Genomic DNA, 14,822 nt, shown 5'->3' on the forward strand with positions numbered 1-14,822 from the left:
ACTTTCCGCTAGCAGCCGAGCCGTACTGGCGGATTCTCGCTAGAAAGTCCTCCTTCGATTTCGCCGAAAGCCCCGTACTACGGGCCTTTCGCGCCCTGGCACAGCCCCTGCAATAGGCCCTGCCAGCGCCGTCTCCGGCGTACAAGAATAATGACGAGATCGAGGTTCCCCGATGGAAAGCACCAGCACGCTGTCTGCCTCTGCGCCCACGCGCACCACATCCCAACGCGTCAAATCGATTTTCAGCGGTTCGGTCGGCAACCTGGTCGAGTGGTACGACTGGTACGTCTACGCCGCCTTTTCCCTGTACTTTGCCAAGGCCTTCTTCCCGCAAGGCGACCTGACCGCCCAGTTGCTCAACACCGCCGCGATCTTCGCCGTGGGCTTCCTGATGCGCCCGATCGGCGGCTGGCTGATGGGCATCTACGCCGACCGCAAGGGCCGCAAGGCGGCGCTGCTGGCCTCGGTACTGATGATGTGCTTCGGCTCGCTGATCATCGCCCTGACGCCCAGCTATGAAACCATCGGCGTTGCCGCGCCAGTATTGCTGGTAGTCGCCCGCTTGCTGCAGGGCCTGTCGGTCGGCGGCGAATACGGCACCTCGGCCACCTACCTCTCGGAGATGGCCACCAAGGAGCGCCGCGGCTTCTTCTCCAGCTTCCAGTACGTGACGCTGATCTCCGGCCAGCTCATCGCCCTGGCGGTGCTGATCGTCCTGCAGCAGACCCTGACCGTCGAACAGCTGGAAACCTGGGGCTGGCGCGTACCCTTCGTGATCGGCGCGCTGTGCGCGGTAGTGGCCATGTATCTGCGTCGCGGCATGGAAGAAACCGACTCGTTCAAGAAGACCGAGGCGCCGAAGGAAAACATCATGCGCACCCTGCTGCGCCATCCCAAGGAGCTGCTCACCGTGGTCGGCCTGACCATGGGCGGTACCCTGGCCTTCTACACCTACACCACCTACATGCAGAAGTACCTGGTCAACACCGTGGGCATGAGCAAGAACGACTCGACCATGATCTCGGCGGCCACGCTGTTCCTGTTCATGCTGCTGCAGCCGCTGGTCGGTGCGCTGTCCGACAAGATTGGCCGCCGCCCGATCCTGATCGCCTTCGGCGTACTGGGCACGCTGTTCACCTACCCGATCCTGACTACCCTGCACACGGTGCAGAGCTGGTGGGGCGCGTTCTTCCTGATCATGGCAGCGCTGATCATCGTCAGCGGCTACACCTCGATCAACGCGGTGGTTAAAGCCGAGCTGTTCCCCACCGAGATCCGCGCCCTGGGCGTCGGCCTGCCGTACGCGCTGACCGTGTCGATCTTCGGCGGCACCGCCGAGTACGTGGCGCTGTGGTTCAAGAGCGTGGGCATGGAGAGCGGCTTCTACTGGTACGTGACCGGCTGCATCGCCTGCTCGCTGCTGGTGTACATCACCATGAAGGACACCCGCACCCACTCGCGGATCACCACCGACTGATACGCCTGCTCGCGCCGCCGCAACGGCGGCGGCGCGACCTATTCCGGGTGAGGGTGAAAATCGCTTAACGTGACGCGCTGTCGATACTGCCCAGGCGCTTCACCATGATGAGATACGGCTTCGGCCTGCTGTTGAGCGCCCTGTCGGCGCTGCTGATCACCACCCTCGGCCTGCTGGTGCTGACCGACAGCAGCGCCGCCATGCTCGCCGTACTGGCTGCCGTCTATCTCGCCTTGCCGCTGCTCGGCCTGCTGCTAATCACCTGGACTTACTATCTGTGGCGTGACCGCGCCGCGATGCCCGGCCAGGCCCACGCGCTGATACTGCTGCCCAGCCTGGCCGCCGTGCTGATCGTGCCGCTGGTCTTTACGGCCGGGCAATTGGGCAGCCAGGCGTTTTCCGCACAGCACCCGCCCATCAGCGAAGTGCACATCAACCTGACGGGCCAGGACCTGTGGCTAGACGCCTCGGGCACCAGCACAAGCTCGGGCGGCAGCGCCAACCTGCCGATGGCGGGCAGTGAGCCCGAACGCCTGCTGGTCTGGACCCGCTGGCCGGACGAACAAGCCATCGCCCAGGGCCGCTTTCCCTATGAAGGCACCCGGCTGAAGGCCAACGTCGATAGCATCGTCCGGCAACTGGGCGGCAGCGAGGAAAACACCCTGGCACCCGCGCCGCTGCGCATGACCACACCCTACCCCGCGGCCGACGAGCTACCGCTGGTTTACCAGTTCTACCACTACCCTGATCGCATCGAAGTCGCCGCCGCCCTGGCCCGCAGCTCGAATCTGGAAACCAGCCGCGCGCGCAGCCTGCGCCATGCGCCGGTGCTGATATCGGCGGCCAACCTCAGCGAGCAAACCCTGGTGCGTGTGGAGATCGACGGCCAGGCGCTGGCCATGGATATCTGGGGCCGGGCGCTGCCACCGACCCGCGACTGCTATCACGGCTACCCGAACCTGGGGCCGGCCCTGCTGCCGCTCGACGCGCCCTGGCAGGTGCGCTGGCAGGAAGCCGAGGCACCCGGCGTCTGGCACCAGGCCACGGTCAGCCTGCCGCCGCTGGCGCTGACCGACGAGCAGCAGAAACAGGCGCGTCTGCCGCGGGTGCTGCTGTACATCACCAAGGACCGACAGGTGCTGGCCGAGCGCTTTCAGGAGATCGAACTGGCCGATGACCGCCTCGGCGTCGCCAATACCGGCATTCCAGAGGGCTTATCTCAGCCCGCACCCTGTGGCTCGGCCATGGAGCGTTACGACCTGAATAATGTCACGCCGCTGTCGGAACCCTGGCGAGCACCGCCGGCGCGGGTGACGCCCTGAGCTGGCGAATCTAGAGCCGGCAGGCCGCCATGCCGGCCCGCAATGTCGCTTCGTCCTGAGCATTGGTGAAGATCAGCTCCAGCCGCGAATCCTTGCGCCACTCGCTGTTCTGCCAATGCAGCGCCTGGCCTTGCAAGGCATTGGCCGACAGCCAGCCGGCATTGGTGTGCAGCACCAGCTTGGCGCGCCGCCAGGGCAACGTCGCCAGCCATTGCTGGATGGCCAACAGGTCGAAGCGCTGGCTAGAGTGCCAGCGCCAGCCGATGCTCCAGCCTTCGGGCTGATTCTGGATCAGGCAGATCGGCTCATCCGCGCTACGCCAAACCATAGACGGTGGGAGTGCTCCATCGGGCAACGCGCCGCCCGGACCCGCCGCGCGCGTTTCGGCCTGGGGCAGCCGCTCGAACGGTAGGCGGCCCTGGCTGGTCCAGTACGGTACCAGCGGCAGTTCGGCCTCCAGCCGCACACGGCTGGCGTCATCCAGCCCCTCACTCTTGTTCAGTACCAGCAGTCGGGCATGGGCCAATGCCTCACGCTGGCTGCCCGCCAGCGGCTCACCGGCAGCCAGTGCAGCGGCGTCGAGCACCATCACCAAGGGTTGCACGGCCAGCACGCCTTCCCAGGGCACCTGGCCAAGCTGTTCGAGCAGGCTCAGCGGATGACCGAGCCCAGACGGTTCGATGAACAGCCGATCCGGTTTGGCCTTGCGCAGCAGCCGGCCCAGGCCGACCTGGAACGGCACACCGTTGACGCAGCACAGGCAGCCACCGGCCACCTCGCTGAAACTCAGGCCATCTTCGTCACGAGCCAGCAGGGCGGCGTCCAGACCTATCTGCCCGAACTCGTTGATCAGCACCGCCCAGCGCTCATGGGCAGGCCGCTGCGCCAGCAACTGATGGATCAGGCTGGTCTTGCCGGCGCCCAATGAGCCGGCGATCAGGTGGGTAGGGATCTGCTTCATCATGGCGCTATGGTGAAGGCTCCGCGCCCCTGGGGAAAGCCCGGCTTGCGCTGATCGAGCGGCCCACCTAAAGTCGCCGCATCTCTAATGGAGTCGTCACGATGCGCCGTTTGCTGCCCCTGCTGTTGTGTTGTCTGTCCGGTCTGGCCTGGGGCGAAGCCTGCGTGGTGCACAGCCAGGCCGAGCGGCTGGACGTGAAAGTTTGCCAGCAGAATCGCAGTATTCCGCCGAACCTGTTCCGCACCGGTTTCTGTCAGCCGCAGCTCAAGGGCCAGAAGGTCGATGTCAGCTTCGTCGAGCAATGCCCGGTCGGCGCCTTCGGTGTGTGCCGCAACGCCCGGGTGGGCGGCACGCCTTACCAGCAGGACATCCACTACTACGGCGTCGCCGAAGACGCCACCTACCTCAAGCCCTTCTGCGAAAGCCAGAGCAAGGGTGTGTGGATGGCTTACTGAGCCGTCATTCAATCGTCATCTCTATCGGCGTTAATACAGTCTCTCTTGGCTGCCGGACAGGCCCGGTGGCGATGTTGCTGCGCTCAGGCGCAGCATTTTTTTGCCCGCGATTAAGCCAGCCAGTCCAGGGTGAGCAGCAGGCGACGCTCACCGGCCGGCAAGGCCGGCGAGCGATGGATCAGCCCGCGCCCTTCGTTGCCCACCCAGCGCTCGCCCTTGACCAGCGCCACGTGGCCACAGCCGATCTGCTCGACCACCGCGCCCTCCCTCGGCAACGCCTGTGTGCCGCCCAGCAGCTGACGCGGCAGCTCGCCTTCGGCCAGCCACTGGCTACCGGGGCCGGCGTAGCTGGTGATCAGCCGTAGCGGCACATGGTCGACGTGAAAGCGCGGGCACATGGCGCCATCCAGCGCGCGCAGGCGCAGGCCGATACGCCGCGCATCGAGCAGGCAGGCATAGGCACGTACCAGCCAGGCCACATCCGCCAGAAATGCCGCCTGGCCGGGTAGATCGCTGTAGCCGCTGAGCATCCCGTGCAGCGCCGGCTCGGCTTCCGGGTCGGCCAACTCGATGCTCAGCGATTCAGCCAGCGGCTCACCCTGAGCCAGCAGCCTGAAGGCGAATGCGGCGAGGTGCTCGGGCAGTTGGCGCTGCCAGACCGCCAGGTTGACGTCATCACGCAGGGCCTCACCCAACACGTCGATGCGCTCGCTGCTGACCTGCAGTGGCGCCGGTTTGATCTTCAGCGCCAGCATCACGCGGCCTCCTGCCAGGGGCCGAACGGGTCGGGCAACTGCCGCCAGGCCTCGGTGCCGGCGGCCATTTCCGCGTCGGTCAGCAAGCAGGCGTCCAGCTCGGCGTGCAGCTGATCGAAGTCGATGTGCTGGCCGATGAACACCAGCTCCTGGCGGCAATCGCCGCTGGCCTTGTCCCACTGGCGGATGATGCCCTTGAGTTCTTCCTCGTCCTGGGGCCACTGGCTCTTCGGCACGAAGCGCCACCAGCGCCCGGCTAGGCCATGTCGCATCAGGCCGCCGGCCTGGGACCAGCTGCCCGCCTCCTGATATTTGCTGGCCAGCCAGAAGAAGCCCTTGGAGCGCAGCAGCCGGCCATTGGTCCATTCGCGGCTGAGGAAATCGAAGAAACGCTGCGGGTGGAACGGCCGCCGCGCCCGGTAGGCGCTGGATGCGATGCCGTATTCCTCGGTCTCCGGTACGTGCTCGCCACGCAACTCCTTGAGCCAGCCGGGCGACTCGGCAGCGCGCTCGAAGTCGAACAGGCCGGTGTTGAGAATGGCCTCCAGCGGTACCGCGCCCATGCTCATCGGCACGATCCGGGCGCGGGTGTTGAGGCGGCGCAGGATGGCGGTCAGCTCTTCGCGCTCGGCCTGGCTGATCAGGTCGATCTTGCTGATCAGCAGTACGTCGGCGAACTCGATCTGCTCGATCAGCAGGTCGGTGATCGAGCGCTCGTCTTCCTCGCCCAGGGTTTCACCGCGGCTGGCCAGGCTCTGCGCGGCCTGGAAGTCGGGCAGGAAATTCACCCCATCGACCACAGTGACCAAGGTATCCAGCCGTGCCAGGTCGGCCAGGCTCTGGCCCTGCTCGTCGCGAAAGGTAAAGGTCTCGGCCACCGGCAGCGGCTCGGAAATGCCGGTCGACTCGATCAGCAGGTAGTCGAAGCGGCCATCACGGGCCAGCTTGCTGACCTCGTCGAGCAGGTCTTCGCGCAGGGTGCAGCAGATGCAGCCGTTGCTCATCTCGACCAGCTTCTCTTCGGCGCGGTTGAGGCTGACACCCTTCTGCACCTCACTGCCATCGATGTTGATTTCACTCATGTCGTTGACGATCACCGCGACGCGCAGGCCATCGCGGTTCTTCAGCACATGGTTGAGCAGGGTGCTCTTGCCGGCCCCGAGAAAGCCGGAAAGCACGGTAACGGGAAGGCGGTCGGGCATGGCGGGGGTCCTCATCGGCATCAGGGTTCACAGGTCACGTTGGTGGCGTTCGCGCTGTTCTTCGCGCTCTTTCGCTTCGATACACAGGGTGGCGGTAGGCCGCAGCAGCAGGCGCCGCAGGCCGATCGGCTCGCCGGTTTCCCGACACCAGCCGTACTCGCCCCGAGCCAGGCGCTCGAGGGCCTGGTCGATCTTGTCGAGCAGCTTCTTTTCCCGCTCCAGCAGGCGCAGTTGCCATTGGCGCTGTTCTTCGCGGCTGGCGATATCGGCCTCGTCGGCGGGGCGCTCCTGCTCGCGCAGCTCGCCGAACTCGTCGTCGATGCGCTGCTGCAGTTCCTTGCGTTGGTGGGTGAGCAGGTCACGGAAAAACGCCTGCTGAGCGTCGTTCAGGTAGGCCTCGGCGGGCTGGGCCAGCAATTCATCGGCAGTCATGGTGGGTTCGAACTCGATTTAATTGTTATAACATAACATTAAATCAAATATTGTCATGCCGAACATTCAGAGGAAGCCGATGAACAACTCGACCACGCTGCCCGATGTCGCCGCACAACGCAGCGCTCACGCCAACGTGCCACTCGATTGGGTAGGTATGGGCGGCATCGCCCTACCGGTGCTGCTGGGCGAGCAACCAATCAATGCCCAGGTGGACGCTGGCGTCAGCCTGGATGACGGCCAGAGCCGTGGCATCCATATGTCGCGCCTGTACCTGGCCCTGGCCGCGCTGCAGGGCGAACCGCTGTCGCCAGCCCTGCTGCGCTATGTGCTGGAAAACTTTCTGGTCAGCCACTACGGCCTGTCGCACTGCGCCTACCTGGAACTGCGCGGCGACTGGCTGCTCTCGCGCCCGGCGCTGGTCAGCCCGCTGGCCGGCTACAAGGCCTATCCGCTGACCATCAATGCACGCCTCGATCCTGCAGGCTTTCATTTGGAGCTGGGCCTGCGCGTAGCCTATTCATCGACCTGCCCCTGCTCCGCCGCCCTGGCCAGGCAATTGATCCAGCAGCGCTTCGCCGCCGACTTCGCGAACCGGCCGCTGGATTTCGACGCCCTGCACGCCTGGCTGGGCAGCACCGGTATCGTTGCCACGCCCCACAGCCAGCGCAGCGACGCGAACATCCGCGTGCGCTTACCTGACGAGGCCAACGACCTGCCTTTTCTGGCCCTGCTCGATAGTGCCGAAGCCACCCTGGGCACCGCCGTACAAACCGCCGTCAAACGCGCGGACGAACAGGCCTTTGCTCTGGCCAACGGCCAGAATCTGATGTTCTGCGAGGACGCCGCCCGCCGGCTGTACCAAGCGTTGTTGAAGATGCCGGGCATCGACGCGTTCCATATCCAGGTGACCCACGCCGAAAGCCTGCACGCCCATGATGCGGTGGCATCAGCCAGCCACGGCTGGTGCTGAGCTCAGCAGCACTGCTGATCACCAAAAGGGGGCGCTCATTTCTGATGGCGGCGCCCTGAGCCGTACCACACGCCCTCCCCCTACCTAAACCACCGATAACGACCATTTTTCGAGCGGCGCAACCTCGCAGCTAAAGCGCCAAGGCACCGTCACGCCTGGGATTCGGCAATGCTTGCATATTGTGTATTCTGGTATACCATAATACCCAACACCAACCAGCCGAGGAACTGCCATGAGTTTCGAGATTCGCAAGATCGTCAGCTACACAGAGGAAACCCTGATCGAAGGTGGCAAGGCGACCGACAAGCCGGTCACCATGGTCGGCCTGGCCGTCGTGATCAAGAACCCGTGGGTTGGCAATGGCTTCGTCGAAGACCTCAAGCCGCAGATCAAGGCCAACTGCTCCGCCCTCGGTGAACTGATGGTCGCGCGCCTGACCGCTGCCATCGGCGGCGCTGACAAGATCGAAGCCTACGGCAAGGCCGCCGTGGTCGGCGCCGACGGTGAAATCGAACACGCCTCCGCCGTCATCCACACCCTGCGTTTCGGCAACCACTACCGCGAGGCGGTGAAGGCCAAGAGCTACCTGTCGTTCACCAACAAGCGTGGCGGCCCGGGTACCTCGATCCAGATTCCGATGATGCACAAGGACGACGAAGGCCTGCGCTCGCACTACATCACCCTGGAAATGCAGATCGAAGACGCCCCGCGCGCCGACGAGATCGTCGTGGTGCTGGGTGCCGCCGACGGTGGTCGCCTGCACCCGCGCATCGGCAACCGTTATATCGATCTGGAAGAACTGGCGGCCGAGAAGGCGCAGTAATCGGGAGCAGGCCATGATTCGGCAACTCGCTGAACGTACCCCCGCCGGCACCAGTTACCGGGTGATCGGCCAGGGCCAACCCGTGGTATTGATCCACGGTGTGGGCCTGAACAAAGACATGTGGGGCGGCCAGGTCGTCGGCCTGGCCCAGCATTTCCAGGTCATCGTCTACGACATGCTCGGCCACGGCGACAGCCCGCGCCCCGCGGTAGACACCGACCTGGCCGGTTACGCCGACCAGTTGCGTGAATTGCTCGACCACCTCGGCCTGCCGCAGGCCATGGTGATCGGCTTCTCCATGGGCGGCTTGGTAGCCCGCGCCTTCGCGCTGCACTACCCGCAGCGCATCGGCGCCCTGGTGGTGCTCAACAGCGTGTTCAACCGCAGCCCAGAGCAGCGCGCCGGCGTCATCGCGCGCACCGCCCAGGCTGCCGAACATGGCCCGGACGCCAACGCCGAAGCGGCGCTGTCGCGCTGGTTCAGCCGTGAGTACCAGGCCGCCAACCCGGCGCAGATCGCCGCCATTCGCCAGACCCTGGCCGGCAACGACGCCCAGGGTTACCTGACCACCTATACGCTGTTCGCCACCCAGGACATGTACCGCGCCGACGACCTGGCCGAAATCCAGGTGCCGACGCTGATCGCCACCGGCGAGCTCGACCCGGGCTCCACGCCGCAGATGGCCGAACAGCTGGCGCAGTGCATTCCCGGCGCGCGCGCCGTGGTGCTGGCCGAGCAACGGCATATGATGCCGGTGGAATCGCCGCGCCTGGTCAACCAGATGCTGCTGGAATTCCTGGAAGAGGCCTGCCAGCTGCAAGACACCGCCAAGGGGATCGTCGCATGACACTCGCACGCTATCAGATGTGCATTGACGGCCAGTGGGTCGACGCGCAATCGGGCAAGACCTTCGAGAGCTTCGACCCGGCCCGCGCCCAGGCCTGGGCCGTGCTGCCCGACGCCGCCGGCGAAGACGTCGAGCGCGCCGTGCAGGCCGCCCAGGCAGCCTTCGAGAACCCGGCCTGGCGTGGCCTCAGTGCCACCGCCCGGGGCAAGCTGCTGCGCCGCCTCGGTGACCTGATCGCCGAAAACAAGGAAGCCCTGGCCCAGTTGGAAAGCCGCGACAACGGCAAGCTGATTCGCGAAACCCGCGGCCAGGTCGGCTACCTGCCGGAGTTCTTCCACTACACCGCGGGCCTGGCCGACAAGCTCGAAGGCGGCACCCTGCCCCTCGACAAGCCGGACATGTTCGCCTACACCACCCACGAACCGATTGGCGTGGTGGCTGGGATCATCCCCTGGAATAGCCCGCTGTACCTGACCGCGATCAAGCTCGCCCCGGCCCTGGCCGCCGGCAACACCATCGTGCTCAAGCCCTCGGAACACGCCTCGGCGACCATTCTCGAACTGGCCCGCCTGGCCCTCGAAGCCGGCTTCCCAGCCGGGGTGGTCAACGTGGTCACCGGCTACGGGCCAACCACCGGCGCGGCGCTGACCAGCCACCCGCTGGTGCGCAAGATCGCCTTCACCGGCGGCGCTGCCACTGCCCGCCATGTGGTGCGCGCCAGTGCCGAGAACTTCGCCAAGCTGTCGCTGGAGCTGGGTGGCAAATCGCCGAACATCATCTTCGCCGATGCCGACCTGGACAGCGCCATCAACGGCGTGGTCGCCGGCATCTACGCCGCCTCCGGGCAGAGCTGCGTGGCCGGCTCGCGCCTGCTGGTGCAGGACAGCATCTACGACGAATTCGTCGAGCGCCTGGTCGAGCGTGCCAAGCGCATCCGCATCGGCAACCCGCAGGACGACGCCAGCGAAATGGGCCCCATGGCCACCGCCCAGCAACTGGCGGTAGTCGAAGGCCTGGTCGCCACAGCCGTGGCCGAAGGTGCGAAACTGCGCCTGGGTGGCAAACGTCCGCAGGTCGACGGCGAAGGCTGGTACTACGAGCCGACCCTGTTCGAATGCGACAGCCACTCGATGACCATCATGCAGGAAGAGGTCTTCGGCCCGGTCGCCTCGGTGATTCGTTTCAAGGACGAAGCCGACGCCCTGGCCATGGCCAACGACTCGCAGTTCGGCCTCGCCGCCGGCATCTGGACCCGCGACCTGGGTCGCGCCCACCGCATGGCCAAAGGCGTGCGCTCGGGCATCATCTGGGTCAACACCTACCGCGCCGTATCGGCCATGGCACCGATCGGCGGTTTCAAGAACAGCGGCTACGGCCGTGAAAGCGGCATCGATTCGGTGCTGGCCTACACCGAGCTGAAAACGGTGTGGATCAACCTGTCGCAAGCGCCGATGCCCGACCCGTTCGTGATGCGCTGAGCGCATCGAGGAAAAGCAAAATGATCGAACCCGGACTGTACAAATCCGTCATGGCCGCCTTCCCCTCCGGCGTAACCATCGTCACTACCCAGGGGCCCGATGGCGGCATCGTCGGCATCACTGCCAGCGCCTTCAGTGCGCTGTCCATCGACCCGGCGCTGGTGCTGTTCTGCCCCAACTACGCCTCGGACTCCTATCCGGTGCTGCGCGACAGCAAGCGCTTCGCCATCCACCTACTGTCCGCCGAGCAGCAGAAGGAAGCCTACGCTTTCGCCGGCAAGGGCAAGGACAAGGCCGCCGGTATCGAGTGGACGCTCAGCGAGCTGGGCAACCCGCTGCTGAACAACGCCGCGGCGATCATCGAGTGCGAACTGTGGCGCGAGTATGACGGTGGCGACCACGCGATCATGGTCGGCGCGGTGAAGAACCTGATCCTGCCCGAGAACGCCCCGGTGCCGATGATCTACCACCGCGGCAAGCTCGGCGCCCTGCCGGCATTTGCCTGAGCGTGCTGACCATCGGCCTGCCCCGGGCTGATGGCCGACACGCTGCACATCCTTTCTTTGGCCATGCTCACTCACCCTCGAGCATGGCCTGTTTTATTCTGGAGCTGCCATGACGCCCGAAGCTTCGCGCCTGTTCCGCCAGCACGCCTACCTCGACGGCCAGTGGCTGACCGCCGATGAAGGCGGCACCCAAGCCATCTTCAACCCCGCCAATGGCGAAGAGATCGGCCGGGTGCCCGACATGGGCAGCGCCGAAACCCGCCGCGCCATCGCCGCCGCCAACGCCGCCTGGCCAGCCTGGCGGGCACGCACCGCCAAGGAACGCAGCGCCATCCTCAAGCGCTGGCACGCCCTGATGCTGGAAAACGCCGACGCGCTGGCCGAGATTCTCACCCTCGAGCAGGGCAAGCCGTTGGCCGAGGCCCGTGGCGAGATTCTCTACGCCGCCAGCTTCATCGAGTGGTTCGCCGAGGAAGCCAAACGCATCTACGGCGACACCATTCCCAGCCACAAGCCCGATGCGCGCATCGTGGTGACCAAGGAGCCGATTGGCGTGGTAGCCGCGATCACGCCGTGGAATTTCCCGGCGGCGATGATCACCCGCAAGGTCGGCCCGGCGCTGGCAGCCGGCTGCCCGTGCATCGTCAAGCCGGCACCGGAAACGCCGTTCTCGGCCCTGGCCCTAGCCGCGCTCGCCGAAGAAGCCGGGCTGCCCGCCGGCCTGCTCAACGTGATCACCGGTGATGCGGTGGCCATCGGCAACGAGCTGTGCGCCAGCGCCGAGGTGCGCAAGCTGTCGTTCACCGGCTCCACGCCGATCGGCAAGCTGCTCATGCAGCAGTGCGCCAGCACCCTGAAGAAGGTTTCCCTGGAACTGGGTGGCAACGCGCCGTTCATCGTCTTCGATGACGCCGACCTAGAGCGCGCCGTCGACGGTGCCATGGTCGCCAAATACCGCAATGCCGGGCAGACCTGCGTGTGCGTGAACCGCTTCCTGGTGCAGGACGGCATCCACGATGCCTTCGTGGCTCGCCTGGCCGAGCGCGTGGCCGAACTGAAAGTCGCCGATGGCTTTACCGATGGCGCCCAGCAAGGCCCGCTGATCAACGACCGGGCCGTGGACAAGGTCGCCGATCACGTCGCCGATGCCCTGGGCAAAGGTGCCCGGCTGGTCTGCGGCGGCGAGCGCCACGCCCTCGGCCACGGTTTCTACCAGCCCACCGTGCTGAGCGAGGTGACCACCGAGATGAAGGTCGCCCGCGACGAAACCTTCGGCCCGCTGGCCGCGGTGTTCCGCTTCAGCGACGAGGCCCAGGCGATCCGCATGGCCAACGACACCGAATTCGGCCTGGCCGCCTACTGCTACACCCGCGACCTGGGCCGCGCCTGGCGGATGAGCGAGGCGCTGGAATATGGCATGGTCGGCATCAACGAAGGGCTGATCTCCACGGAAGTGGCGCCCTTCGGCGGCATCAAGTCCTCCGGCCTGGGCCGCGAGGGCTCGCACTACGGCATCGACGATTACCTGGAAATCAAATACACCCTGATGGGTGGGTTGTGAGGCTGGAGCTGGTTACCTCGTAGGTGACCGTTCGGCATAACACTGTGGGAGCGCGCCATGCGCGCGAAATCACGGGCATGGCCCGTTCCCACTACGGATCGCTGAGCCCCATAGGATGGATCGGGCCGCGTAGGATGGGTGAAACCCATCAATAAGCGATGGGTTTCACCCATCCTACGTCTCCACCGCAATCGATCAAAACGGTAGAACCGACATGAGCAACGACAAGTACGAAAAGGGCCTGAAGATTCGCACCCAGGTGCTGGGCGAGGCCTACGTGAAGCGCTCGGTGGAGAACGCCGACGACTTCAACCGCCCGCTGCAGGAGCTGGTCACCGAATACTGCTGGGGGCACGTGTGGGGCCGGGAAGGCTTATCGATGCAGGAACGCAGCATGATAAACTTGGCCATGATTTCCGCGCTCAATCGCCCGCACGAACTGAAGCTGCACATTCGCGGCGCCCTGCGTAACGGTCTCAGCCGTGAGCAGATCCGCGAGATCCTGCTGCAGGTCGGTATCTACTGTGGTGTGCCTGCCGCGGTCGACAGCTTCCGCATCGCTCGCGAAGCCTTCGCCGAAGCGGATGCCGAGCAGCAGCAACCCGAGGCATAACCGGCCAAGGCAATGCGATGAGTGCGCCCATACCTATAACGCGAGCACTAACCATGAAACGCCAGCCGATCGACGACAGCTTCAAGGTCAACCGCAATCCCGTGACCCTGCGGGAAATCGTTCTGGACAAGCTGCGCAGCGCCATCATGAACTTCCAGTTGCTGCCCGGTGATCGCCTGGTGGAGCGCGACCTCTGCGATCGCCTGGGCGTCAGCCGCACCTCGGTACGCGAGGCACTGCGCCACCTGGAATCCGAAGGCCTGGTCGAATTCGCCGACGCCAAGGGCCCGCGCGTGGCGATCATCACCCTGGAAGATGCCTGCGACCTCTACGAGCTACGCTGCGCGCTGGAAGGCATGATCGTCCAGCTGTTCACCCTGCGTGCCCGCGCCAAGGACATCCGCGCCCTGGAACGCGCCCTGGAGAACAACCGCCAGACCCTTGAGAAAGGCGAGCTGCCGGACGTGCTGGAGTCGGTGCAGGAGTTCTACGACGTGCTGCTCGAAGGCTGCGGCAACGAAGCAGCGGCCACCCAGCTGCGCCAGCTGCAGGCACGCATCAGCTACCTGCGCGCCACTTCGGTGTCGCAGAGCAACCGCCGCAGCACCAGTAACCAGGAAATGGAGCGCATGGTCGAGGCGATCAAGAGCGGCGACCCGATCGCCGCCCACCAGGCCTCGGTGGACCATGTACGCGCGGCGGCCAAGGTCGCTCTGGAATACCTGGAGGCCAAGCAGGAAGGTGCCAAGGCTCGCGACATTGTCGCACCCATCGGCCTGCAAGACCCGCGTATCGGAAGCTGACCGCCATGCCCAGCCCGCGCTTCTGTAATCAATGCGGCAGCGCGACGCTGGAACGGCGTCGCCCGGCAGGCGACGACCACCACCGCCTGGTGTGCGCCGGCTGCGGGCACATCCACTACGAAAACCCGAAGATCATCACCGGCTGCATCATCGAGCAGGACGGCCGCTACCTGCTGTGCCAGCGCGCCATCAAGCCGCGCATCGGCACCTGGACGCTGCCGGCCGGCTTCATGGAAAACGGCGAAACCACCGAGGAAGCGGCACTGCGCGAAGTGCGCGAGGAAGCCGGCGTGGTGGCGGAAATCACCTGCCCCTATTCGGTGTTCAGCGTGCCGGCGATCAGCGAGGTGTACCTGATCTTCCGTGCCAAGCTGCTACATGACATCGGCTACTTCGGCAGCGAAACCTTGGCACGCCGCTTCTTCGCCCCCGAAGACATTCCCTGGGAGCAGATCTATTACCCGGCCATCCGGCAGATCCTGGAACGCTATATCGCCGAGCGCGAGACGGGCAGCTACGGCATCTACATGGGCAGCGACGATACCGGCAAGGTGCATTTCATCCGCTAAAGCAGCCTCTGTGGGAGGGGCTTTAGCCCCCAGCCTTTAAGTCAG

The 14,822-nt window shown here is 65.3% G+C and carries 16 protein-coding genes; 12 read left to right on the forward strand and 4 right to left on the reverse strand.

Features of this window, described 5'->3' with window-relative positions:
• Positions 1 to 172 precede the first annotated feature (172 nt).
• Positions 173 to 1,477, forward strand: a complete 1,305-nt coding sequence (locus FB481_RS09235) for an MFS transporter (protein ID WP_147176154.1) — start codon at positions 173 to 175, stop codon at positions 1,475 to 1,477.
• 104 nt (positions 1,478 to 1,581) lie between these two features.
• Positions 1,582 to 2,799: a hypothetical protein gene (locus FB481_RS09240; protein WP_147176155.1), complete on the forward strand. Its 1,218-nt coding sequence runs from the start codon at positions 1,582 to 1,584 to the stop codon at positions 2,797 to 2,799.
• 10 nt (positions 2,800 to 2,809) lie between these two features.
• On the opposite strand, the gene FB481_RS09245 is transcribed toward FB481_RS09240, so the two are convergent.
• On the reverse strand, positions 2,810 to 3,763 hold the full coding sequence (locus FB481_RS09245; RefSeq protein ID WP_147176156.1) for a GTP-binding protein: 954 nt from the start codon (positions 3,761 to 3,763) through the stop codon (positions 2,810 to 2,812).
• A gap of 98 nt (positions 3,764 to 3,861) precedes the next feature.
• On the opposite strand from FB481_RS09245, the gene FB481_RS09250 reads away from it, so the two are divergent.
• Positions 3,862 to 4,215: an NADH:ubiquinone oxidoreductase gene (locus tag FB481_RS09250; RefSeq protein WP_093506539.1), complete on the forward strand. Its 354-nt coding sequence runs from the start codon at positions 3,862 to 3,864 to the stop codon at positions 4,213 to 4,215.
• A gap of 110 nt (positions 4,216 to 4,325) precedes the next feature.
• Here the strand turns inward: FB481_RS09250 and FB481_RS09255 are convergent, their stop codons facing one another.
• From FB481_RS09255 to dksA, 3 genes are read right to left on the reverse strand one after another with little or no spacing between them, the layout of a single operon-like run.
• Positions 4,326 to 4,970 carry a DUF1826 domain-containing protein gene (locus FB481_RS09255; RefSeq protein WP_147176157.1) on the reverse strand — a complete coding sequence of 215 codons (645 nt, stop codon included), beginning with the start codon at positions 4,968 to 4,970 and terminating at the stop codon, positions 4,326 to 4,328.
• Complete coding sequence (zigA, locus tag FB481_RS09260) at positions 4,970 to 6,172, reverse strand: zinc metallochaperone GTPase ZigA (protein ID WP_147176158.1); 1,203 nt, start codon at positions 6,170 to 6,172, stop codon at positions 4,970 to 4,972. Before zigA ends, FB481_RS09255 begins: the two co-directional genes overlap by 1 nt.
• A 27-nt stretch (positions 6,173 to 6,199) precedes the next feature.
• Positions 6,200 to 6,604, reverse strand: coding sequence for an RNA polymerase-binding protein DksA (gene dksA / locus FB481_RS09265; RefSeq protein ID WP_093506533.1), 405 nt, complete (start codon positions 6,602 to 6,604; stop codon positions 6,200 to 6,202).
• A gap of 79 nt (positions 6,605 to 6,683) precedes the next feature.
• Here dksA and folE2 point away from each other — a divergent pair, with 79 nt between their 5' ends.
• The 9 genes from folE2 to FB481_RS09310 all read left to right on the forward strand — a co-directional run bounded on the left by folE2 (position 6,684) and on the right by FB481_RS09310 (position 14,777).
• Positions 6,684 to 7,577: a GTP cyclohydrolase FolE2 gene (gene folE2, locus FB481_RS09270; protein ID WP_147176159.1), complete on the forward strand. Its 894-nt coding sequence runs from the start codon at positions 6,684 to 6,686 to the stop codon at positions 7,575 to 7,577.
• 232 nt (positions 7,578 to 7,809) lie between these two features.
• Positions 7,810 to 8,400 (forward strand): amino acid synthesis family protein, encoded by a 591-nt coding sequence (locus FB481_RS09275; RefSeq protein WP_013789229.1) that lies wholly within the window; start codon positions 7,810 to 7,812, stop codon positions 8,398 to 8,400.
• 13 nt (positions 8,401 to 8,413) lie between these two features.
• Complete coding sequence (locus FB481_RS09280; protein WP_093500924.1) at positions 8,414 to 9,247, forward strand: alpha/beta fold hydrolase; 834 nt, start codon at positions 8,414 to 8,416, stop codon at positions 9,245 to 9,247.
• Positions 9,244 to 10,725 carry an aldehyde dehydrogenase gene (locus FB481_RS09285; RefSeq protein ID WP_093500926.1) on the forward strand — a complete coding sequence of 494 codons (1,482 nt, stop codon included), beginning with the start codon at positions 9,244 to 9,246 and terminating at the stop codon, positions 10,723 to 10,725. The genes FB481_RS09280 and FB481_RS09285 overlap by 4 nt, the downstream gene beginning before the upstream one ends.
• 20 nt (positions 10,726 to 10,745) lie before the next feature.
• Entirely contained in the window at positions 10,746 to 11,231 is a 486-nt protein-coding gene (locus FB481_RS09290; protein WP_093500928.1) for a flavin reductase family protein, read from the forward strand.
• Positions 11,232 to 11,340: 109 nt separating this feature from the next.
• Positions 11,341 to 12,792 (forward strand): NAD-dependent succinate-semialdehyde dehydrogenase, encoded by a 1,452-nt coding sequence (locus FB481_RS09295; RefSeq protein WP_147176160.1) that lies wholly within the window; start codon positions 11,341 to 11,343, stop codon positions 12,790 to 12,792.
• 214 nt (positions 12,793 to 13,006) lie between these two features.
• Positions 13,007 to 13,405 carry a carboxymuconolactone decarboxylase family protein gene (locus tag FB481_RS09300; protein WP_013789224.1) on the forward strand — a complete coding sequence of 133 codons (399 nt, stop codon included), beginning with the start codon at positions 13,007 to 13,009 and terminating at the stop codon, positions 13,403 to 13,405.
• Between the two features lie 53 nt (positions 13,406 to 13,458).
• Positions 13,459 to 14,208 carry a GntR family transcriptional regulator gene (locus FB481_RS09305; protein ID WP_093500932.1) on the forward strand — a complete coding sequence of 250 codons (750 nt, stop codon included), beginning with the start codon at positions 13,459 to 13,461 and terminating at the stop codon, positions 14,206 to 14,208.
• 5 nt (positions 14,209 to 14,213) lie between these two features.
• Positions 14,214 to 14,777: an NUDIX hydrolase gene (locus FB481_RS09310; RefSeq protein WP_093500936.1), complete on the forward strand. Its 564-nt coding sequence runs from the start codon at positions 14,214 to 14,216 to the stop codon at positions 14,775 to 14,777.
• The last annotated feature ends 45 nt before the right edge of the window (positions 14,778 to 14,822 follow it).

Source organism: Pseudomonas sp. AG1028 (assembly GCF_007993955.1).
In the GTDB taxonomy this organism is placed as follows: domain Bacteria; phylum Pseudomonadota; class Gammaproteobacteria; order Pseudomonadales; family Pseudomonadaceae; genus Aquipseudomonas; species Aquipseudomonas straminea.

Coding starts and splice junctions, on each gene's coding strand:
- FB481_RS09245 (WP_147176156.1), bottom strand. CDS start 3,763: ATGATGAAGCAGATCCCTACCCACCTGATCGCCGGCTCATTGGGCGCC.
- FB481_RS09285 (WP_093500926.1), top strand. CDS start 9,244: ATGACACTCGCACGCTATCAGATGTGCATTGACGGCCAGTGGGTCGAC.
- FB481_RS09310 (WP_093500936.1), top strand. CDS start 14,214: ATGCCCAGCCCGCGCTTCTGTAATCAATGCGGCAGCGCGACGCTGGAA.
- FB481_RS09240 (WP_147176155.1), top strand. CDS start 1,582: ATGATGAGATACGGCTTCGGCCTGCTGTTGAGCGCCCTGTCGGCGCTG.
- folE2 (WP_147176159.1), top strand. CDS start 6,684: ATGAACAACTCGACCACGCTGCCCGATGTCGCCGCACAACGCAGCGCT.
- FB481_RS09250 (WP_093506539.1), top strand. CDS start 3,862: ATGCGCCGTTTGCTGCCCCTGCTGTTGTGTTGTCTGTCCGGTCTGGCC.
- FB481_RS09280 (WP_093500924.1), top strand. CDS start 8,414: ATGATTCGGCAACTCGCTGAACGTACCCCCGCCGGCACCAGTTACCGG.
- FB481_RS09300 (WP_013789224.1), top strand. CDS start 13,007: ATGAGCAACGACAAGTACGAAAAGGGCCTGAAGATTCGCACCCAGGTG.
- FB481_RS09305 (WP_093500932.1), top strand. CDS start 13,459: ATGAAACGCCAGCCGATCGACGACAGCTTCAAGGTCAACCGCAATCCC.
- FB481_RS09255 (WP_147176157.1), bottom strand. CDS start 4,970: ATGCTGGCGCTGAAGATCAAACCGGCGCCACTGCAGGTCAGCAGCGAG.
- zigA (WP_147176158.1), bottom strand. CDS start 6,172: ATGCCCGACCGCCTTCCCGTTACCGTGCTTTCCGGCTTTCTCGGGGCC.
- FB481_RS09235 (WP_147176154.1), top strand. CDS start 173: ATGGAAAGCACCAGCACGCTGTCTGCCTCTGCGCCCACGCGCACCACA.
- dksA (WP_093506533.1), bottom strand. CDS start 6,604: ATGACTGCCGATGAATTGCTGGCCCAGCCCGCCGAGGCCTACCTGAAC.
- FB481_RS09295 (WP_147176160.1), top strand. CDS start 11,341: ATGACGCCCGAAGCTTCGCGCCTGTTCCGCCAGCACGCCTACCTCGAC.
- FB481_RS09290 (WP_093500928.1), top strand. CDS start 10,746: ATGATCGAACCCGGACTGTACAAATCCGTCATGGCCGCCTTCCCCTCC.
- FB481_RS09275 (WP_013789229.1), top strand. CDS start 7,810: ATGAGTTTCGAGATTCGCAAGATCGTCAGCTACACAGAGGAAACCCTG.